General features: G+C 42.3%; 16 protein-coding genes. 13 read left to right on the forward strand and 3 right to left on the reverse strand.

All coding sequences use genetic code 11. The features are described 5' to 3' along the window. Positions 1-2: 2 nt before the first annotated feature. Together JIG41_RS00945 and JIG41_RS00950 are read right to left on the reverse strand one after the other, a co-directional pair. Entirely contained in the window at positions 3-206 is a 204-nt protein-coding gene (locus JIG41_RS00945) for a hypothetical protein (RefSeq protein ID WP_036973306.1), read from the reverse strand. A 231-nt stretch (positions 207-437) separates the two neighbouring features. Continuing rightward, positions 438-2,948, reverse strand: a complete 2,511-nt coding sequence (locus tag JIG41_RS00950; protein ID WP_199524123.1) for an EAL domain-containing protein — start codon at positions 2,946-2,948, stop codon at positions 438-440. A 215-nt stretch (positions 2,949-3,163) separates the two neighbouring features. On the opposite strand from JIG41_RS00950, the gene queA reads away from it, so the two are divergent. The 8 genes from queA to JIG41_RS00990 all read left to right on the forward strand — a co-directional run bounded on the left by queA (position 3,164) and on the right by JIG41_RS00990 (position 12,182). Next, complete coding sequence (queA, locus tag JIG41_RS00955; protein ID WP_199524124.1) at positions 3,164-4,195, forward strand: tRNA preQ1(34) S-adenosylmethionine ribosyltransferase-isomerase QueA; 1,032 nt, start codon at positions 3,164-3,166, stop codon at positions 4,193-4,195. A 258-nt stretch (positions 4,196-4,453) separates the two neighbouring features. Beyond that, positions 4,454-5,581, forward strand: coding sequence for a tRNA guanosine(34) transglycosylase Tgt (tgt, locus tag JIG41_RS00960; RefSeq protein ID WP_036973303.1), 1,128 nt, complete (start codon positions 4,454-4,456; stop codon positions 5,579-5,581). 29 nt (positions 5,582-5,610) lie between these two features. Next, positions 5,611-5,949, forward strand: coding sequence for a preprotein translocase subunit YajC (gene yajC / locus JIG41_RS00965; protein ID WP_036973302.1), 339 nt, complete (start codon positions 5,611-5,613; stop codon positions 5,947-5,949). 22 nt (positions 5,950-5,971) lie between these two features. Further along, positions 5,972-7,831, forward strand: coding sequence for a protein translocase subunit SecD (gene secD, locus JIG41_RS00970; RefSeq protein ID WP_036973301.1), 1,860 nt, complete (start codon positions 5,972-5,974; stop codon positions 7,829-7,831). A gap of 8 nt (positions 7,832-7,839) precedes the next feature. Continuing rightward, positions 7,840-8,787 (forward strand): protein translocase subunit SecF, encoded by a 948-nt coding sequence (gene secF, locus JIG41_RS00975; protein ID WP_036973300.1) that lies wholly within the window; start codon positions 7,840-7,842, stop codon positions 8,785-8,787. 57 nt (positions 8,788-8,844) lie between these two features. Further along, a complete protein-coding gene (locus JIG41_RS00980; protein WP_141687265.1) occupies positions 8,845-9,417 on the forward strand; it encodes a hypothetical protein in 573 nt (190 codons plus the stop codon). A gap of 60 nt (positions 9,418-9,477) precedes the next feature. Next, positions 9,478-11,268 carry a bifunctional diguanylate cyclase/phosphodiesterase gene (locus tag JIG41_RS00985; protein WP_199524125.1) on the forward strand — a complete coding sequence of 597 codons (1,791 nt, stop codon included), beginning with the start codon at positions 9,478-9,480 and terminating at the stop codon, positions 11,266-11,268. 83 nt (positions 11,269-11,351) lie between these two features. Beyond that, positions 11,352-12,182: an ABC transporter substrate-binding protein gene (locus tag JIG41_RS00990; RefSeq protein ID WP_199524126.1), complete on the forward strand. Its 831-nt coding sequence runs from the start codon at positions 11,352-11,354 to the stop codon at positions 12,180-12,182. Between the two features lie 43 nt (positions 12,183-12,225). Here the strand turns inward: JIG41_RS00990 and suhB are convergent, their stop codons facing one another. After that, complete coding sequence (suhB, locus tag JIG41_RS00995) at positions 12,226-13,029, reverse strand: inositol-1-monophosphatase (RefSeq protein WP_036973296.1); 804 nt, start codon at positions 13,027-13,029, stop codon at positions 12,226-12,228. A gap of 346 nt (positions 13,030-13,375) precedes the next feature. Here suhB and trmJ point away from each other — a divergent pair, with 346 nt between their 5' ends. The 5 genes from trmJ to iscA all read left to right on the forward strand — a co-directional run bounded on the left by trmJ (position 13,376) and on the right by iscA (position 16,781). Then, positions 13,376-14,098 carry a tRNA (cytosine(32)/uridine(32)-2'-O)-methyltransferase TrmJ gene (gene trmJ, locus JIG41_RS01000; RefSeq protein ID WP_074989227.1) on the forward strand — a complete coding sequence of 241 codons (723 nt, stop codon included), beginning with the start codon at positions 13,376-13,378 and terminating at the stop codon, positions 14,096-14,098. Positions 14,099-14,290: 192 nt separating this feature from the next. Further along, the gene (gene iscR / locus JIG41_RS01005; RefSeq protein ID WP_036973294.1) at positions 14,291-14,782 is read left to right on the forward strand and encodes a Fe-S cluster assembly transcriptional regulator IscR; all 492 of its coding nucleotides are present in this window, start codon (positions 14,291-14,293) and stop codon (positions 14,780-14,782) included. A gap of 22 nt (positions 14,783-14,804) precedes the next feature. Continuing rightward, positions 14,805-16,022, forward strand: coding sequence for an IscS subfamily cysteine desulfurase (locus JIG41_RS01010; protein ID WP_036973293.1), 1,218 nt, complete (start codon positions 14,805-14,807; stop codon positions 16,020-16,022). Positions 16,023-16,062: 40 nt separating this feature from the next. Further along, on the forward strand, positions 16,063-16,446 hold the full coding sequence (gene iscU / locus JIG41_RS01015; protein ID WP_036973292.1) for a Fe-S cluster assembly scaffold IscU: 384 nt from the start codon (positions 16,063-16,065) through the stop codon (positions 16,444-16,446). Positions 16,447-16,457: 11 nt separating this feature from the next. Next, on the forward strand, positions 16,458-16,781 hold the full coding sequence (iscA, locus tag JIG41_RS01020; RefSeq protein ID WP_036973291.1) for an iron-sulfur cluster assembly protein IscA: 324 nt from the start codon (positions 16,458-16,460) through the stop codon (positions 16,779-16,781). The last annotated feature ends 13 nt before the right edge of the window (positions 16,782-16,794 follow it).

Genomic DNA, 16,794 nt, shown 5'->3' on the forward strand with positions numbered 1-16,794 from the left:
GCCTATAAGGGCTGCTTTTCATCCATTGAAAAAGGCTTTAAGCTGGGTAAAAACAATAAGTAAACCCAAACAACCAGATTAAAATAAGGCACTAAGCCCAACCCTGTAAATACTTTTACCGGGTACCCTTTGTAGGTCGCATTACGGTAACATTGATATGCTATCCCTAGATTAACGATCAGTAACAATACGATTAGTTGTGTCATCACTTTTCTCCTAAATACCGCTAATACAAAAACGTATAGATGTTAAGTCATTTTCAGTATGTATAATGTAAAAGGTAATGTCATGTTTTTTTTAGATTATCACTATAAATGCGCGACATTATCTCTTGGCGTGAATTAATTATAGATGAGTATTCTCAGGATGGTAGATAAAAAGTTAATAAAATTGTTTAAAAATGTATCAATATTCGGGGCGGGTTAGCTAGTCAGTTGTTAGCTAAAAAGTTTATTGTTAGAGATTCTTTCAAGCTCACTGCTAATTTTTTCAACGGGCATGGGGCGTGCAATAAAGTAACCTTGCCCGTAATCGACGCCTATCTCTTTTAGTGCTAAAAATATTTCTTTATTTTCAACGTATTCAGCAACAGAACGCTTATCTAAAGAGCGGCTAATATCGTTTATCGCCTTCACGAGCGCAAGGTCGATAGGGTCGTTCAACATATCGCGAACAAACGAGCCATCAATTTTTACATGTTGTGCTGGCAGCTGTTTAAGGTAGTTAAATGTACTAAAGCCAGTGCCAAAGTCGTCAATCGAGAAATGGCAGCCTAAGCCATTGAGGCGCTCTATCATTGCGCGGGTAGCCACTAAATTATTGATACTGGCTGACTCGGTTATTTCAAAAATAATACGCGTGGGTTCAACGTTATACTCTTGTAGGCTCGATTCTATATGCGGTAATAATCGTTCATCTAAAAATGACTGTGCCGATAAATTAATAGCCACTTGGTTGAGCTCAGGAAAATCAGCAACACTTTTAATCGCATTACGAATAACACATTGGTCCATCAGGTATGTGTCGTTTAGTAACTCTAATGCAGGAATAAATTGATTCGGGTAAATGAGCTCATTATCAAGCTTTAAACGCAGTAAGGTTTCAAAGTAAGCCACATGACCACGTTTAAAATCCCAAATTGGTTGGTAATGTAATTCAATTGCATCGTGTTGCAGCGCTTGGCGAATGCTGTGGCCCCACTCTAACCCTGCTTGTAGGCTATTGTGGTGAGTGTCTTCTTTTGAATAACAATGAACCAGATTACGGCCTAAGCTTTTTGCAACATACAGCGCAATATCAGCTTGCTTAAGGCATTCGTTGGGATCATTATTTTGTGCGGTAATTTGTGTTAGGCCAATTGAGCAGCTAATCGAATATTCTTGGCCTTCTGAATGAAATTGATGTTTTTCAATGGCCATACAAATACTTTCTGCGACTAAATGGGCATCAAGCAAATTGGTGTTTTTCAGAATAACCGCAAATTCATCACCGCCAATACGGCAAATTAAGTGCTCGTCGCTAATATTGGCAGTAAAGAGTTGAGCGACTTCTTTAAGCACAATATCACCTTGTTGATGACCTTTACTGTCATTGATGATTTTAAAATGATCTAAATCGATATAAATAAGCGCATGTTCTATATCGCCATTGGTGTATTTTGCTTGGCAAATACGTTGCAATTGTTGATCAAAATAATAGCGGTTATGTAATTCAGTTAGCGTGTCATGCAATGCTAAATGACGAAGCTGTAACTCAGCTTGCTTACGTTCGTGAATGTTATCGATAGTGGCTGTAATCGTTGCAGAGTTACGGCTGTTTTTTATTAACTGCATTCGGCATTCAACCCAAATGGCATTGCCGTTTTTATGACTCAGTTGTATCTCAACTTGCTGTTGTAGCTCCCCCCCGTGCAAAATACTTTGAATCGTATCTTGTAACTTGGACTGACACTCAGGCAAACAAAAATCAGTTAACGACTTAGATAAACTTGATTTAATGCCGTATCCCGTGAGGTTTTCCCATGCAGGGTTAATAAAGCGAATATTTCCTTGCTGATCAAACTCCAATACCACGGTGTTTAAATGCAATAAAATACGTTGGTGAGCCGAAAAAAGCTCTTTATAGCGGCTTTGGCTTTGGCTTAGTTGCTCAACTTTTTGTGCAAACTCTGCATAACTCACCATAAAATCTTCACGGCGTGCGGCATGGTCACATACTTTGCTCAGTAAAGACTGATCATAAGGGGCGCGTATAAAATCGGTGACACCAGAGAGCAACAGTTGCTCGGCATAATCAGCATCGTTGTTATCAATGATGGTAACAATGGCTTGTTTAGGATTATGCTGCAATATTTCGCTAATCAGCGCGCCTGCGGGATCTGATTGCGATTGCGTTGCATCAATCAATACAATTGCAAACTTTTGTTGTAGATACGTCGCCAGTGCTGCTTTTGTCGATGTCGTGTGTGTAACAGCAAAACTGAGTTTGAGTTGTTCGTTGATGTTATTTGCTTTGCTGTTATTCGTTTCAAGCAGGAGTAAATTAAGGCGGCTGCTTTTTTCTAGGTGTGTCGACAGGACATTAGCAAGGACTTGCGGCAGCATATCTTGGCGTTCAAAAGGCAATACAGCATCAATACCATAACTGCGGGCTGTTGTTTCAGCAATACGCTCACAATAAATGGGGGGAGTTAGCAGTATAGGTGTATTTTTTGGGGTTTTTAATAACCCCGAGCGAATCATGCGCGAGAAGCGCCAGCCGTCAATTTTGCCGACTTCAAGGCCCGTAATAATAATATCCACCGGCTGGCTTTTAAGTATTTTTAACGCCTCTTGCGAGTCGTTGGCTTCAATAAACGTAAAAACATTAAGTTTGTTGAGTGTTAACTTAATTGTTTCACGCTCAGCAACGCTAGCGTTTAAAATTAGCAGTTGCAACTGCTTTGCCATGGCGCTACTACCTCTTAACTGAACCCATGCTTAGTGAATGGGTTAGAATAATGACATTTCTATTATTCTACAAGCAAACTTTACCTAAAAACGGTTATTAGCCTGTACCAGCTTACACGGTTAGGTTGTTTGTTCTTGAACCGAGGTGCTTTGCTTGAGGTGGCAAGCGTATCAGAGTAAACTTGGCGCGTTTTTATTAATGAGAGATATGCTCTATGCGCGTGGCTGATTTTAGCTTTGACCTTCCTGATGAATTAATTGCTCGTTTTCCAAAAGCAGATCGAACAAGCAGTCGTTTATTAACGCTCGACGGCCCAACAGGGCAGGTTGAACACAAAGTGTTTAGTGATATTTTATCTCTGGTAAATGAAAATGACTTATTAGTGTTTAATAACACGAAAGTGATACCAGCACGCATGTTTGGCCAAAAAGAGTCTGGCGGTAAGCTTGAAGTACTCGTTGAGCGCGTATTGGACGAGCACCGTGTACTGGCTCACGTACGTGCGAGTAAATCACCAAAACCGGGCTCTAAAATTATCCTTGAAAGCAAAGCCGAAGCAACCATGGTAGCGCGTCACGGTGAGCTATTTGAACTTGAGTTTGCTAAAGACGAAAATGTATTAGATATCTTAAACGATATTGGCCACATGCCATTACCGCCATACATAGATCGCCCAGATAATGAGGCTGATCGTGAGCGTTATCAAACGGTGTATGGTGAGAAACCCGGTGCTGTTGCAGCGCCAACAGCAGGGCTTCACTTTGACGATAAATTAATGGCGGCTTTAAAAGACAAAGGCATTAACATGGCGTTTGTTACTTTGCACGTGGGTGCGGGTACATTCCAACCTGTGCGTGTTGATTCAGTTGATGAACATGTTATGCACTCAGAATATATCGAAGTTCCTGATGAGGTTGTAAAAGCCGTAGCCGAAACCAAAGCAAAAGGCGGGCGTGTTGTTGCGGTGGGCACCACTTCAGTACGTTCTTTAGAGTCGGCTGCCAAAGTACATGGTGGCAAGCTTGATACTTACTTTGGTGATACTGACATCTTTATTTACCCGGGTTATCAGTTCAATGTGGTGGATGCCATGGTCACTAACTTCCACTTACCTGAATCAACGTTGATTATGTTGGTGAGCGCGTTCGCAGGCCAAGAAAACATTATGAGTGCTTATCACACAGCGATTGAGCAACAGTATCGCTTTTTCAGTTATGGTGATGCCATGTTCTTAACGCGTAAATAAGCGTTAGTCATCTTTTATATCACCCCGTAAAAAGCCCAGCATTTCACTGGGTTTTTTATTTTCAGCCATTCTTACTAAGCTATGCGTTGATATGAAGCCTCTGTGCAACGCTGAATTCTGCATCGTGGGGAGAGTTTAGCTAGCGGGCTTTTTATTTTTGAATTTAGCCCAATTAATAGTAATAAATGCGCAAACAGGTTAGAATCGAGCGGTTAAATTATAGCTTGTTGGACTGTTTTTCCGACACTAGAGGATAATATGAAATTTGAATTAGACCGCACTGACGGTAAAGCGCGCCGCGGCCGCTTGATTTTTGAGCGTGGTGTTGTAGAAACGCCTGCATTTATGCCAGTAGGTACTTACGGCACGGTAAAAGGGATGACTCCCGATGAAGTAAAAGACACGGGGGCACAAATCTGCCTTGGTAATACTTTTCACCTTATGCTGCGTCCTGGCACAGAAATCATTAAGCAACACGGTGATTTACACGACTTCATGAATTGGGATCGTCCTATCTTAACTGATTCAGGCGGTTTCCAAGTATTCAGCTTAGGTGCGATGCGTAAAATCACCGAAGAGGGCGTCATGTTTAGCTCGCCTGTGAATGGTGAAAAAATCATGCTTTCACCAGAAAAAGCCATGCAAGTTCAGCGCGACTTAGGCTCTGATATTGTGATGATTTTCGACGAATGTACGCCATATCCTGCTACTGAAAAAGAAGCCAAAGACTCAATGGAGCTCTCGCTGCGTTGGGCTAAACGTTCAAAAGAAGGGCATGGTGATAATCCAGCAGCACTGTTTGGTATTATCCAAGGGGGTATGTACCCTGAGCTTCGTGCACAATCGCAAAAAGGCCTAGAAGACATTGGTTTTGATGGTTATGCACTGGGCGGTTTATCAGTGGGTGAACCTAAAAACGAAATGATCAATATTCTTGATCATTGTGCGTATAAAATGCCAGCCGACAAACCACGTTACTTAATGGGCGTTGGTAAACCAGAAGACTTGGTTGAAGCGGTGCGTCGTGGTATCGATATGTTCGACTGTGTAATGCCAACCCGTAATGCACGTAATGGTCACTTATTCGTGACAGGTGGCATTGTTAAAATCCGTAACGCAGTACATAAAACAGACACCGGTCCACTTGATCCAGAGTGTGATTGCCATACATGTAAAAACTATTCACGTGCGTACTTGCATCATCTTGATAAATGTAATGAAATCTTAGGCGCACGTCTAAACACGATTCATAACTTACGTTATTATCAACGTGTAATGGAAGGCTTACGTAATGCCATTAGTCATGGCAAACTAGACGAATTTGTTGCAGATTTTTATGCACGCCGCGGCCAAGAAGTGCCAGAGCTTGCAGATACATCAGATTAAATTTTTAGAAAAATTAAAGAGGAAGTGTAATGAGTTTATTCATCTCAAACGCGCACGCAAGTGCGGCAGGTGCAGCACCAGCAGGTGGTGGCATGGAAATGCTAATCATGTTGGGTATTTTTGGTCTGGTATTTTATTTCTTAATTTACCGTCCGCAAGCTAAGCGTGTAAAAGAGCATAAAGCCCTTATGAGCGCGATGGCAAAAGGTGACGAAGTGCTTACGCAAGGTGGTTTAGTTGGTAAAATTGCTAAAATCGCTGATGACAAAGACTTCATCGTTATCTCATTAAACGACCAAGCAGAAGTAACAGTACAAAAATCAGCTGTTTCTGCAGTATTGCCAAAAGGCACTATGAAGTCGCTATAACAATAAAAATAAGGACTCACACGTGTTAAACAAGTTTCCATTATGGAAGTATTTACTTGTTCTTGTTGTGTTAGTCGTTGGTATTTTATATGCCTCTCCTAACTTGTATGGTCGTGACCCGGCCATACAAGTATCGGGCACTAAAGGTACTGATGCTGACCTAAGCGTACTCGATAAAGTAAATGCGACCCTCAAAGAACATAACGTTACTGTTAAATCAAGCAAACTTGAAGACGGACAAATCCTTGTACGTTTTAAGAATGTTGAAGATCAACTTAAAGCGCAAGACCTACTGCGTGATTCCCTTAGTGAAGATTACATCTCTGCCATCAACATGGCTCCAGCACAACCAGAGTGGTTAAAAGCATTGGGTGGTAACCCGATGAAGCTGGGTCTGGATTTAAGTGGTGGTGTTCACTTTACTATGGAAATCGACATGGCGACGGCGGTTGATACACAGCTTGAGCAAATGGAACAAGATTTTAAAAGTGATTTACGTGAAGAAAAGCTGCGTTACCGCACGATTCGTCGTGTAGCTGGCAGCGAGCGTTTACGTGTTGAAATGCGTAACGAAGAAGATAAAGACGCAGCAGAGCGCTTTTTATCAACCCGTTACCCGCTCAATGTGTACATTGATGATAGCAGCAGTGATAACGCTTTTTACGCCAGTATGAGCGAACAAAAGCTTAAAGAAATTCGTGATTACGCTATCAAGCAAAACGAAACGATTATCCGTAACCGTATCAACCAAATCGGTGTTGCTGAGCCAAACGTTCAGCGTCAAGGTGCTGAGCGTATCATCGTACAGCTTCCTGGTGTACAAGACACAGCCCGTGCCAAAGAAATTTTAGGGGCTACGGCAACGCTTGAGTTCCGTGAAGTAGACGAAGATGCTGACCCAAGTGCAGCCTTACAAGGGCGTGTACCACCAGGCACCGAAGTGATCATGGCGCGTGACGGTTACCCTGTGGTACTAAAAAAACGCATTATTCTTGAAGGTAGCCACATCACTGGTGCGCAATCAGGAATGGATGAGTATCAACGTCCGCAAGTAAGCATTAGCCTTGATAGCAAAGGTGGCGCAAAAATGAATGCGTTCACTAAGCGCGCGATTGGTAAGCGCATGGCAACTGTATTCATCGAGTACAAGCCATCGGGTAAAACAGATGAAAACGGTAAAGCACTTCCTCCAATTAAGGTAGAAGAAGTGATTAACGTGGCGACAATTCAAGCACGTCTTGACCGTTCGTTCCGAATCACGGGTATTGATAACCCTGCTGAAGCCCATAATCTGAGCTTATTACTACGTGCAGGTGCACTTGTTGCTCCTATTCAAATTGTAGAAGAGCGCACGGTAGGCCCAAGCCTAGGTCAAGAAAACATCGAAGCAGGTATGACGGCAGTGGTACTAGGCTTTGCATTTGTGCTTGTATTTATGCTGGTTTATTACAAAGGGTTTGGCATGGTGGCAAATATTGCCCTTGGTGCGAACTTAGTATTAATCGTGGGTGTTATGTCATTAATTCCAGGTGCGGCATTAACCTTACCGGGTATTGCAGGTATCGTACTGACCGTGGGTATGGCCGTTGATGCAAACGTGCTTATATTTGAGCGTATCCGCGAAGAGCTTGCCGACGGCCGTAGTCCGCAACAAGCCGTTCATTTCGGTTACGACAGCGCATTTAGCACAATTTTCGATGCAAATATCACCACGTTAATAGCAGCAGTGATTCTGTTTGCAGTGGGCACGGGTCCAATTGCTGGTTTCGCCGTGACACTTGCGATTGGTATTATCACCTCTATGTTTACAGCCATTGTTGGTACCCGTGCGGTAATCAACTTGTTTATTGGCGGTAAGCGTATTGATAAGTTGTCGATTTAGGAGTCAGCATGCAAATCTTAAAACTCGGTGGTAAAACACTCCCGTTTATGAAGTTCCGCAAGTTTGCCATGACATTATCAACATTGTTGATTTTGGCTTCTTTCGTATCGTTTTTTACAAAAGGCTTAAACTTCGGTTTAGACTTTACCGGTGGTACAGCGGTTGAAGTTGGCTTTGCACAACCTGCAGATCTGAAAAAAGTACGTGAAGCAATTACGGCAAGTGGCTTTGAAGATTTCTCTGTTCAGCTATTTGGCTCAAGTAAAGAAATTCTTGTGCGCCTTGCACCGCAAGGTGATGGCGTGAAAGCAGAAGTCATTGGTAACCAAATCATTGATGCCTTAAAACAAACTGATTCAAGTGTTGAAATGCGCCGTATTGAGTTTGTGGGCCCAAGTGTAGGTGAAGATTTAAAAGAGCAGGGTGGCTTGGCCATGTTAACTGCACTTATTTGTATCTTGATCTACGTGGCATTTCGCTTTGAATGGCGTTTTGCGGTTGGCGCGGTATCAGCACTATTACACGATGTTATTATCACATTAGGTTTATTCTCAATACTGGATCTTGAGTTTGACTTAACGATTTTAGCAGCGATTTTGGCGGTGATAGGTTACTCACTCAACGATACCATCGTTGTATCTGACCGTATTCGTGAAAACTTCCGTAAAGTGCGTATCGATGACACCATAGAAATCATTGATATTTCACTTACGCAAACATTGAATCGTACCCTTGTAACATCAATCACCACAATTTTAGTATTGATTGCGTTGTTTGTATGGGGTGGTCAAACTATTCACGGCTTTGCGACAGCATTACTATTTGGTGTGTTCATCGGTACTTACTCATCTGTGTATGTTGCATCAGCAGTGGCGATTGCAATGGGTGTAAGTAAAGAAGACTTAATTCCAGAAGTAATCGAAAAAGAAGGTGCGGATCTCGATCCTATGCCTTAATAAGCCATGCTTAAAAAAGAACCGCCCTGTTTGGGCGGTTTTTTTATGGAAGAAATTATGAAGTATCTAATAAGTAATGTATTTATTATTTTTTTACTGCTCGGTTGCAAAGAGCAACAGGTTGCCAAGCAAGCTGAGTCAGCACCAAAGCCACCCACAATAACGCCAGAACAACAATTAGGTGAGTACCAAAGTTTGGCGTGGCAGGTTGTGACAGCACTGCAAGGGCAGTCAGATACGCAGCAAGTTAAATCCATGCTGTTGTCGTTGGTTCATTCATCACAGGGATTATTTTTAGCGTTTAATCAGGTGTTTCCAGAGTGTAAGCAGACATTAGACGCTATTACTGAATATGTTGAAAGCACACCGCTTACGGCAATCTCTAGTGACAATGAGCCCCTTAATTTACAACCTGAGTTACCCGATTTTACAGGGCCTAACTGTTATCACATACAACAGCTGTTACTTAATCCGTTAGCCGTTTTGGCGATGACGACACAACAACAAATGAATCATGTTGATATTGAACAGGCTGAACTAAAAATGATCGATAGCTTAGCGCGCATTAAGCAATTGGAATTAGTGGGAATAAATGAACAAGAGGTGAATGAAGCGCAGCGCTTGCCATAAAATTGTCATACTAGATTGCTAATTTAGTCATCTATTTGTATGACAGAAACTAGGTGAAAGGTGAGTGCACAACTACAGCGAATATTAGAAAACAGTGACATTAAAACGCTGTTTCAGCCCATCTTTGATGTTTCTAATCAACATATTTTGGGTTACGAGGCTTTAAGTCGGGGGCCAAAAAGCTCTGAACTTGAGATGCCCAGCGCTTTATTTTCTGCTGCAATTGCCTGCAATAAAATTTCAGAACTTGAGCTTTTGTGTCGCAGTAAAGCCATTGAAAACTTTGTTAAGCTCAACCTGCAAGGTAAGTTGTTCTTAAATGTCAGCCCTAAAACACTGCTCGACCCATGTCATCCTAAAGGCGAAACATTACACCTAGTTGAACATTTTGGGCTGGCGGCTAATCGCGTTGTCATTGAAGTAACTGAACAAGAAAAAGTAGACGACGGATGTTTATTGTTAAAGACCATTGCGCATTATCGTCAATTAGGCTTTTCAATTGCCATTGATGATTTAGGGGCAGGTTATTCGGGGTTAAAGCAGTGGTCTGAGTTATGCCCTGAGTTTGTAAAGATTGACCGCTACTTTATTGATCATTGTGACCAAAGTGTGGTGAAAAAAGAGTTTCTAAAATCAATCATTGTATTGGCTAAAGCCACGAATACCCAAGTGATTGCCGAAGGTATCGAGCGCGTAGAAGAGTTACGTTTACTCGAAAGTTTAGGAGTGCAGCATGCACAGGGCTTTTTATTAGAAAGACCGAGTTTACAGCCCAGCTACCAAATTAATCTGCATTGCTTAAAACACCTTGAATCATCAGACAACAGCAGCAGCTTTGAACAATCAATGGCTATCGGTTGGCTTGCTGTTGAGCATGTCAGTATTGAGGCGAATACCCGTTGTAAAGATGCGCACAGTATTTTTGAGCAAGATAAAACACTCACCAGTCTTGCTGTCCTTGAACAAAATAGTCCCGTAGGCTTATTACACAGAGATCAACTTACCGAGGTGTTTGCAGCTCCTTATGGTCACGCGCTTTATGATAAGCAGCCTGTTACCGCACTAATGGATAAGCAACCGCTAGTGGTTGATGAAAACGAATTGCTTGATACGGTTAGTCAACAAATCACCGAATTTGAATTCGATATTCGCCGCCATATCGTCATAACACGCAACGGCGACTACTTAGGATTGGCACCTTTGCGTAATATTCTCAAACACATCACAGAAGAAAAAATACGCCACGCTCAACACGCAAATCCATTGACCATGCTACCCGGTAATGTGGCAATAAATGAAGCTATCGAATTAAGGCTGCGCAACAGTTATGCGTTTTCGTTAGCGTATGTCGATTTAAATCACTTTAAGCAATTTAATGATTTGTATGGATACGCCAGTGGCGACAGTGTGATCAAATTATTAGCCGAAGTGATCGTTGATGTTTGTAGCAAAAGCAAAGGCTTTGTTGGTCACATTGGTGGCGATGATTTTATGGTGGTATTCGATAAAGACGATGCAGAGCATAGATGCCATGCGATCATTTCAGAATTTGAAGAGAAATCACGCGCCTTTTTTACCCCTGAACACATCTCGCAAGGGGGGTATTGGGCGAGTAACCGCGAAGGTAAAAAACAGTTTGTACCTTTGCTAACGCTGTCGATTGGTCTCGTTAAACCTGACCTTGAGCAATGCATTAATAGCCACCAAGTTGCAGCACTCGCAACCGATGCGAAAAAAGAGGCCAAACGCTTTAAAACGAGTCACTTATTTGTTTGTAAGCGTCGTTGTCCGGCCCCGGCAGTGGTAAGGCTAAGTGCCGCGAGCGATGACACCCTGCAAATCGGGTTATGAAGAAAATTTGAGTTCGGCCAATTTCACTTGTGTCTCACTCTAAGCCAGTGTAGGTTAAAAAAAACACGTTAAGAATAATAATAATGAAGCGACTATGTAGTGCAATCCTTGTTGTGCTAAGCCTAGGATGCAGCCTGCCAATTGATGCCAAAAATGTGGTGAACTTAGCCATAGAGCAACGTCCCTTGTATCAGCGCGATCATTATTTACACGCGCTGCTAGGTGCAGCGTTTCGTGCCGCAAAGTATCCCACCGTTATAAACGAAGTACTGGTGCACCCTCATCAACAGCGCACATTACTCATGCTCGACGAAAACCAAGCCGATGTCTACTGGAGTATGACCAGCCCAGAGCGAGAGCATCTAGCGATTGCTGTTCCAGTCCCTTTATTTAAAGGGTTTATCGGTAAACGCGCACTGCTTACAAAACGTGAATTTTTACCGCGGTTTAAAGAGGTAAAAACTAAACAAGACTTAATGGCGTTTACCGCTATACAAGGTCATGACTGGCCTGATACAAAAATATTGGCGCAAAATGGCTTAGCGGTTCGGCCACTGGCGAATTATCAAGCAATGTTTAACTTAGTTATAAGTGGCCGGGTTGATTACTTCCCGCGTTCATTTATCGAGGTGACTTCAGAGCTTAAGCAAATAAATAGTGAGCAACTGGCGATTGTGCCCAATGTTTATATTCGCTACCCGAGCGCTTTTTATTTTTTTGTTAGCAATAACAAGCCAGAGCTAGCCGAGGTATTATTAACAGGCTTAAACGCGATGAAAAGCTCAGGTGAGTTTGATCAGCTGTTCAACAGTTACTTTGCTGAAGACTTAGCCGGTCTGCCGTTTACAGAAAAGAGTGCCATAGAAATAAAGTTGGAGAATGACTATTTTCAGCCACAAAAAAAGGAGCCGTAGCTCCTTTTTGTCATGCTAATCACGCGTTAGAACTAATGGGTCATTAGCGAAGTAGTGACTCAGTTAATACTGGACGAATTTCACGAATGATTGCTTGTGTTAATTTAGGCGCGCCACAGATAATGTTGCCGCTTTGGTTGTAGTTAATACCGCCTGCGAAATCAACAACCATACCGCCCGCTTCTTTAACTAAAAGCTCACCAGCGGCTGTATCCCAAGGTTTAAGGCCAATTTCGAAAAAGCCATCAACACGGCCAGCTGCAACATACGCCATATCAAGAGCAGCAGAACCTGCACGACGAATATCAGCCGTGTGAATAAATAAAGCTTTGAATGCCTCAGAGTATGCGTCTAAGTGATGCTTTTGTTTAAACGGAAAGCCTGTAGCAAGAATAGAACCTGCTAACTCGTTAGTTTTTGATACACGTAAACGCTTGCTGTTAAGCTGTGCGCCTTGACCGCGAGACGCTGTGAATAATTCACCACGAATTGGATCATAGATAACAGCTTGGTCTAAACGACCTTTTACTTTAAGTGCGATTGATACTGCGTAATGAGGGATACCCTTGATGAAGTTTGTTGTGCCATCAAGTGGGTCAACAATCCATTGGTAATCTGCATCTTTGCCTTTGTGCTCACCTAGTTCTTCACCAACGATACAGTGATCAGGGTAAGATCTTAAAATAGTGTCACGGATTGCGGCTTCAGCTTCTTTATCGATGTTAGTCACTAAATCGTTAGTGCCTTTTTGTTGTACATCAACTTTTGATAAGTCTTCACTTGCGCGAAGTAAAATTTTGCCTGCGTTACGCGCAGCGCGAACCGCAATGTTTAACATTGGATGCATAGCATTACCTTTGGGTTGTAAAAGAACGAATATATTTAAGCCGGCGTATTCTAGCGGTTTTTACTGCAAAGTAAACAACAAAGCGGAAATACTTTTGGTTGTTTTTTGTACTGAACTGATTTTAAATTAAATTTCTATCTGACTATTTTTAAAAGCTAAAAATTATACGGGGCGTTTCATACATAAATCTGATACTAAAAATAAGGATGTACTAGTAAAAGAAAAACCCCTAGCACCGCCCATGATCTGTGATCAATACTGATTGATCGCGTGATCTGTATAGCCTCCAGAATAGCTTTCATGGTAGAATTCGCGCAATTTTTGACATTCAGTAAGTAACAACGCAATGACACTTGATGATATTCGTATCGTATTAGTTAACACATCTCATTCTGGTAATATTGGCTCAGCAGCACGTGCTATGAAAACGATGGGCTTATCAAACCTTTATCTTGTTGACCCTGCATGTGAAATTGATAGTCATGCCAGTGCGCTTGCTGCAGGTGCAACCGATGTTTTAGGCAAAGCCGTGGTTGTTGATACCCTTGCTGATGCGATTGCTGATTGTAGTTTAACGATTGGCACCAGTGCTCGTTCGCGAACCTTGTCTTGGCCGATGGTTGAGCCACGTGAATGTGGTGAAAAATTAGTGGCAGAAGCGGCGAATGGCCCGGTTGCACTCGTGTTTGGTCGTGAAAATAGCGGTTTAACCAATGAAGAGTTACAACAGTGTAACTATCATGTGTGCATTCCTGCGAACCCAGAATACAGCTCATTAAACCTTGCTATGGCAGTACAAACTCTGTGCTATGAAACACGTATGGCGTATTTAAACACCCAGCCAAAACAGCAAGAACAAGACGACGTTACTTACCCTAACGCAAAACAAACTGAGTTGTTCTATGAGCATTTAGAGCAAACATTAAACGACACCGGGTTTATCATCAAACAGCACCCAGGTATGGTGATGACTAAATTACGTCGTTTGTTTAATCGTGCGCGCCCAGAAGAAGCCGAAATGAATATTTTACGCGGCATTCTGACTTCAATTAATAAGTCTATAAAATAATCACAGGTTATAAGCATAATACTTGACTAAATTACTCAGGTAATTACAATAGACATAGTACTTGACCAATTTAGTCGGGTATTCGGTTTTATCAATGGCAAGTATCAATTTTTATCACGTGATAATACTTGACTATTTTGGTCTGGTAATTAAAATTTGCACACCTTAGCGTGCAGTAACATCGGGGGCTCCATGAAGTTAACATCAAAAGGCAGATACGCAGTAACCGCCATGTTGGATGTTGCACTCCATACAAATGTGGGTGCAGTGCCCCTTGCCGATATTTCTGAGCGACAAGAAATTTCGTTGTCTTACCTCGAACAATTATTCGCCCGTTTACGTAAAAATGGCCTTGTGACTTCTGTGCGTGGCCCAGGTGGTGGATATTTATTAGGACGTGGCGCGAATGAAATTTCTGTTGGCGATGTTATCAATGCCGTTGATGAGTCTGTTGATGCAACTCGCTGCCATGGTGCAACGGGTGGCTGCCAAAGTGGCATGCGCTGTTTGACTCATACATTGTGGTCAGATTTAAGCGCGCGTATCGAAGATTTTTTAAATAGTATTACCCTTGCTGAATTGGTAGAAAAATCAGATGTGAAAGAAGTCGCATCGCGCCAAGATAACAGCATCAACACTGCAATTAAGCAACTGGAAAACATTCAAGTAAGCTGTCAACTGTAGCTTGACGAAAGCGGAGAGAGAAATGAAGTTACCGATTTATTTAGATTACGCAGCAACCACGCCTGTTGATGAACGTGTGGCAAAAGAAATGATGCAATGCCTGACTATGGACGGTAATTTTGGTAATCCTGCATCACGCTCACACCGTTTTGGTTGGCAAGCAGAAGAAGCGGTTGATCAAGCGCGTACAGACATTGCTGATCTGATTAACGCTGATCCACGTGAAATTGTTTTCACTTCAGGTGCTACAGAATCAAATAACCTCGCCATTAAAGGTGCTGCACAGTTCTATAAAAAGAAAGGCAAGCACGTCATCACGGTTAAAACAGAGCACAAAGCAGTGCTTGATACATGTCGTGAATTAGAGCGTCAAGGTTTCGAAGTAACCTATATGGACGTTGAAGAAAACGGTTTACTTGACCTTAAAAAGCTTGAAGCCGCTATGCGTGATGACACGGTACTTGTTAGTGTCATGCACGTTAACAACGAGCTAGGTGTTATCCAAGATATCGCGACCATCGGCGAAATGTGCCGTGAGCGCAAAATTATGTTCCACGTTGATGCGGCACAAAGTGCAGGTAAAGTACTTATCGACGTGCAACAGTTAAAAGTTGATTTTATGTCGTTCTCTGGCCACAAAGTATATGGCCCGAAAGGTGTTGGCGCATTGTATGTTCGTCGTAAGCCACGTGCTCGTTTAGAAGCACAAATGCACGGTGGTGGTCATGAGCGTGGTATGCGTTCAGGCACACTGGCTACTCACCAATTAGTGGGTATGGGTGCGGCATTTAGAATCGCAAAAGAAGATTTCGAAAAAGACCATGCACATATCAGCGCACTTCGTAAGCGTTTGGTTGATGGCATTATGGCTGATATGGACGAAGTTTACTTCAATGGTGAACCAAGTCAGTCAGTTCCGGGTATTGTAAACATCAGCTTCAACTTTGTTGAAGGTGAGTCGTTATTAATGGCTGTTAAAGACATTGCTGTTTCATCAGGTTCAGCCTGTACCTCAGCAAGCTTAGAGCCTTCTTATGTACTACGTGCGTTAGGCCGTAACGACGAATTAGCACACAGCTCAATTCGTTTCAGCATTGGCCGCTTTACGACTGAAGAAGAGATTGATTATACCGTCGAACTAATCAAAAACTCGATTGGCCGTTTACGTGAGATGTCTCCTTTATGGGAAATGCATCAAGAAGGTATTGATTTAGATTCAGTTGAGTGGGCGCATCACTAATCAGTGATCGCCGCCGCTAGCAGGTAGTGAGGATAGTATTATGGCTTATAGTGATAAAGTAATCGATCATGTTGAAAATCCACGTAACGTGGGTTCTTTAGACAAAAATGATCCATCTGTTGCAACAGGTATGGTGGGTGCACCTGCGTGTGGTGACGTAATGAAATTGCAAATTAAAGTATCACCAGAAGGTGTTATTGAAGATGCAAAATTTAAAACATATGGTTGTGGTAGCGCAATCGCCTCTTCTTCACTTGTAACAGAGTGGGTGAAAGGTAAAACATTAGACGAAGCTTCAACAATCAAAAACACTGATATCAGTGCAGAGCTTGAATTACCACCAGTGAAAATTCACTGTTCAATTTTAGCAGAAGACGCGATTCAAGCAGCGATTGCTGATTACAAAAGCAAACAAGCGAAGTAAGAGATAAATTCATGGCAGTGACATTGACAGATGCGGCAGCAAACCGCGTAGAATCATTTTTAGCAAATCGCGGTAAAGGCATTGGCCTTCGCGTAGGCATTAAAACGACGGGCTGTTCAGGTCTTGCTTATGTTCTTGAATTTGTTGATGAGTTAGCAGATGGCGACGAAGTTTTTGAATGTCGCGGTGTGAAAGTAATCGTTGATGCAAAAAGCTTAGTGTACATAGACGGCACTGAACTTGACTACACTAAAGAAGGTTTGAACGAAGGGTTTAAGTTTAATAACCCAAATCAGGCCGATGAGTGTGGTTGCGGCGAAAGCTTTACCGTTTAAGCTAGCACGTTTT

The organism is Pseudoalteromonas sp. bablab_jr011, assembly GCF_016464045.1.
GTDB classification, from domain to species: domain Bacteria; phylum Pseudomonadota; class Gammaproteobacteria; order Enterobacterales; family Alteromonadaceae; genus Pseudoalteromonas; species Pseudoalteromonas lipolytica.

Bases quoted from the DNA above. Each gene is read 5' to 3' on its own strand.
- iscR (WP_036973294.1), top strand. From the start codon at position 14,291: ATGAAGTTAACATCAAAAGGCAGATACGCAGTAACCGCCATGTTGGAT.
- queA (WP_199524124.1), top strand. From the start codon at position 3,164: ATGCGCGTGGCTGATTTTAGCTTTGACCTTCCTGATGAATTAATTGCT.
- iscA (WP_036973291.1), top strand. From the start codon at position 16,458: ATGGCAGTGACATTGACAGATGCGGCAGCAAACCGCGTAGAATCATTT.
- JIG41_RS00980 (WP_141687265.1), top strand. From the start codon at position 8,845: ATGAAGTATCTAATAAGTAATGTATTTATTATTTTTTTACTGCTCGGT.
- iscU (WP_036973292.1), top strand. From the start codon at position 16,063: ATGGCTTATAGTGATAAAGTAATCGATCATGTTGAAAATCCACGTAAC.
- yajC (WP_036973302.1), top strand. From the start codon at position 5,611: ATGAGTTTATTCATCTCAAACGCGCACGCAAGTGCGGCAGGTGCAGCA.
- JIG41_RS00945 (WP_036973306.1), bottom strand. From the start codon at position 206: ATGACACAACTAATCGTATTGTTACTGATCGTTAATCTAGGGATAGCA.
- secF (WP_036973300.1), top strand. From the start codon at position 7,840: ATGCAAATCTTAAAACTCGGTGGTAAAACACTCCCGTTTATGAAGTTC.
- JIG41_RS00990 (WP_199524126.1), top strand. From the start codon at position 11,352: ATGAAGCGACTATGTAGTGCAATCCTTGTTGTGCTAAGCCTAGGATGC.
- trmJ (WP_074989227.1), top strand. From the start codon at position 13,376: ATGACACTTGATGATATTCGTATCGTATTAGTTAACACATCTCATTCT.
- tgt (WP_036973303.1), top strand. From the start codon at position 4,454: ATGAAATTTGAATTAGACCGCACTGACGGTAAAGCGCGCCGCGGCCGC.
- JIG41_RS00950 (WP_199524123.1), bottom strand. From the start codon at position 2,948: ATGGCAAAGCAGTTGCAACTGCTAATTTTAAACGCTAGCGTTGCTGAG.
- JIG41_RS01010 (WP_036973293.1), top strand. From the start codon at position 14,805: ATGAAGTTACCGATTTATTTAGATTACGCAGCAACCACGCCTGTTGAT.
- suhB (WP_036973296.1), bottom strand. From the start codon at position 13,029: ATGCATCCAATGTTAAACATTGCGGTTCGCGCTGCGCGTAACGCAGGC.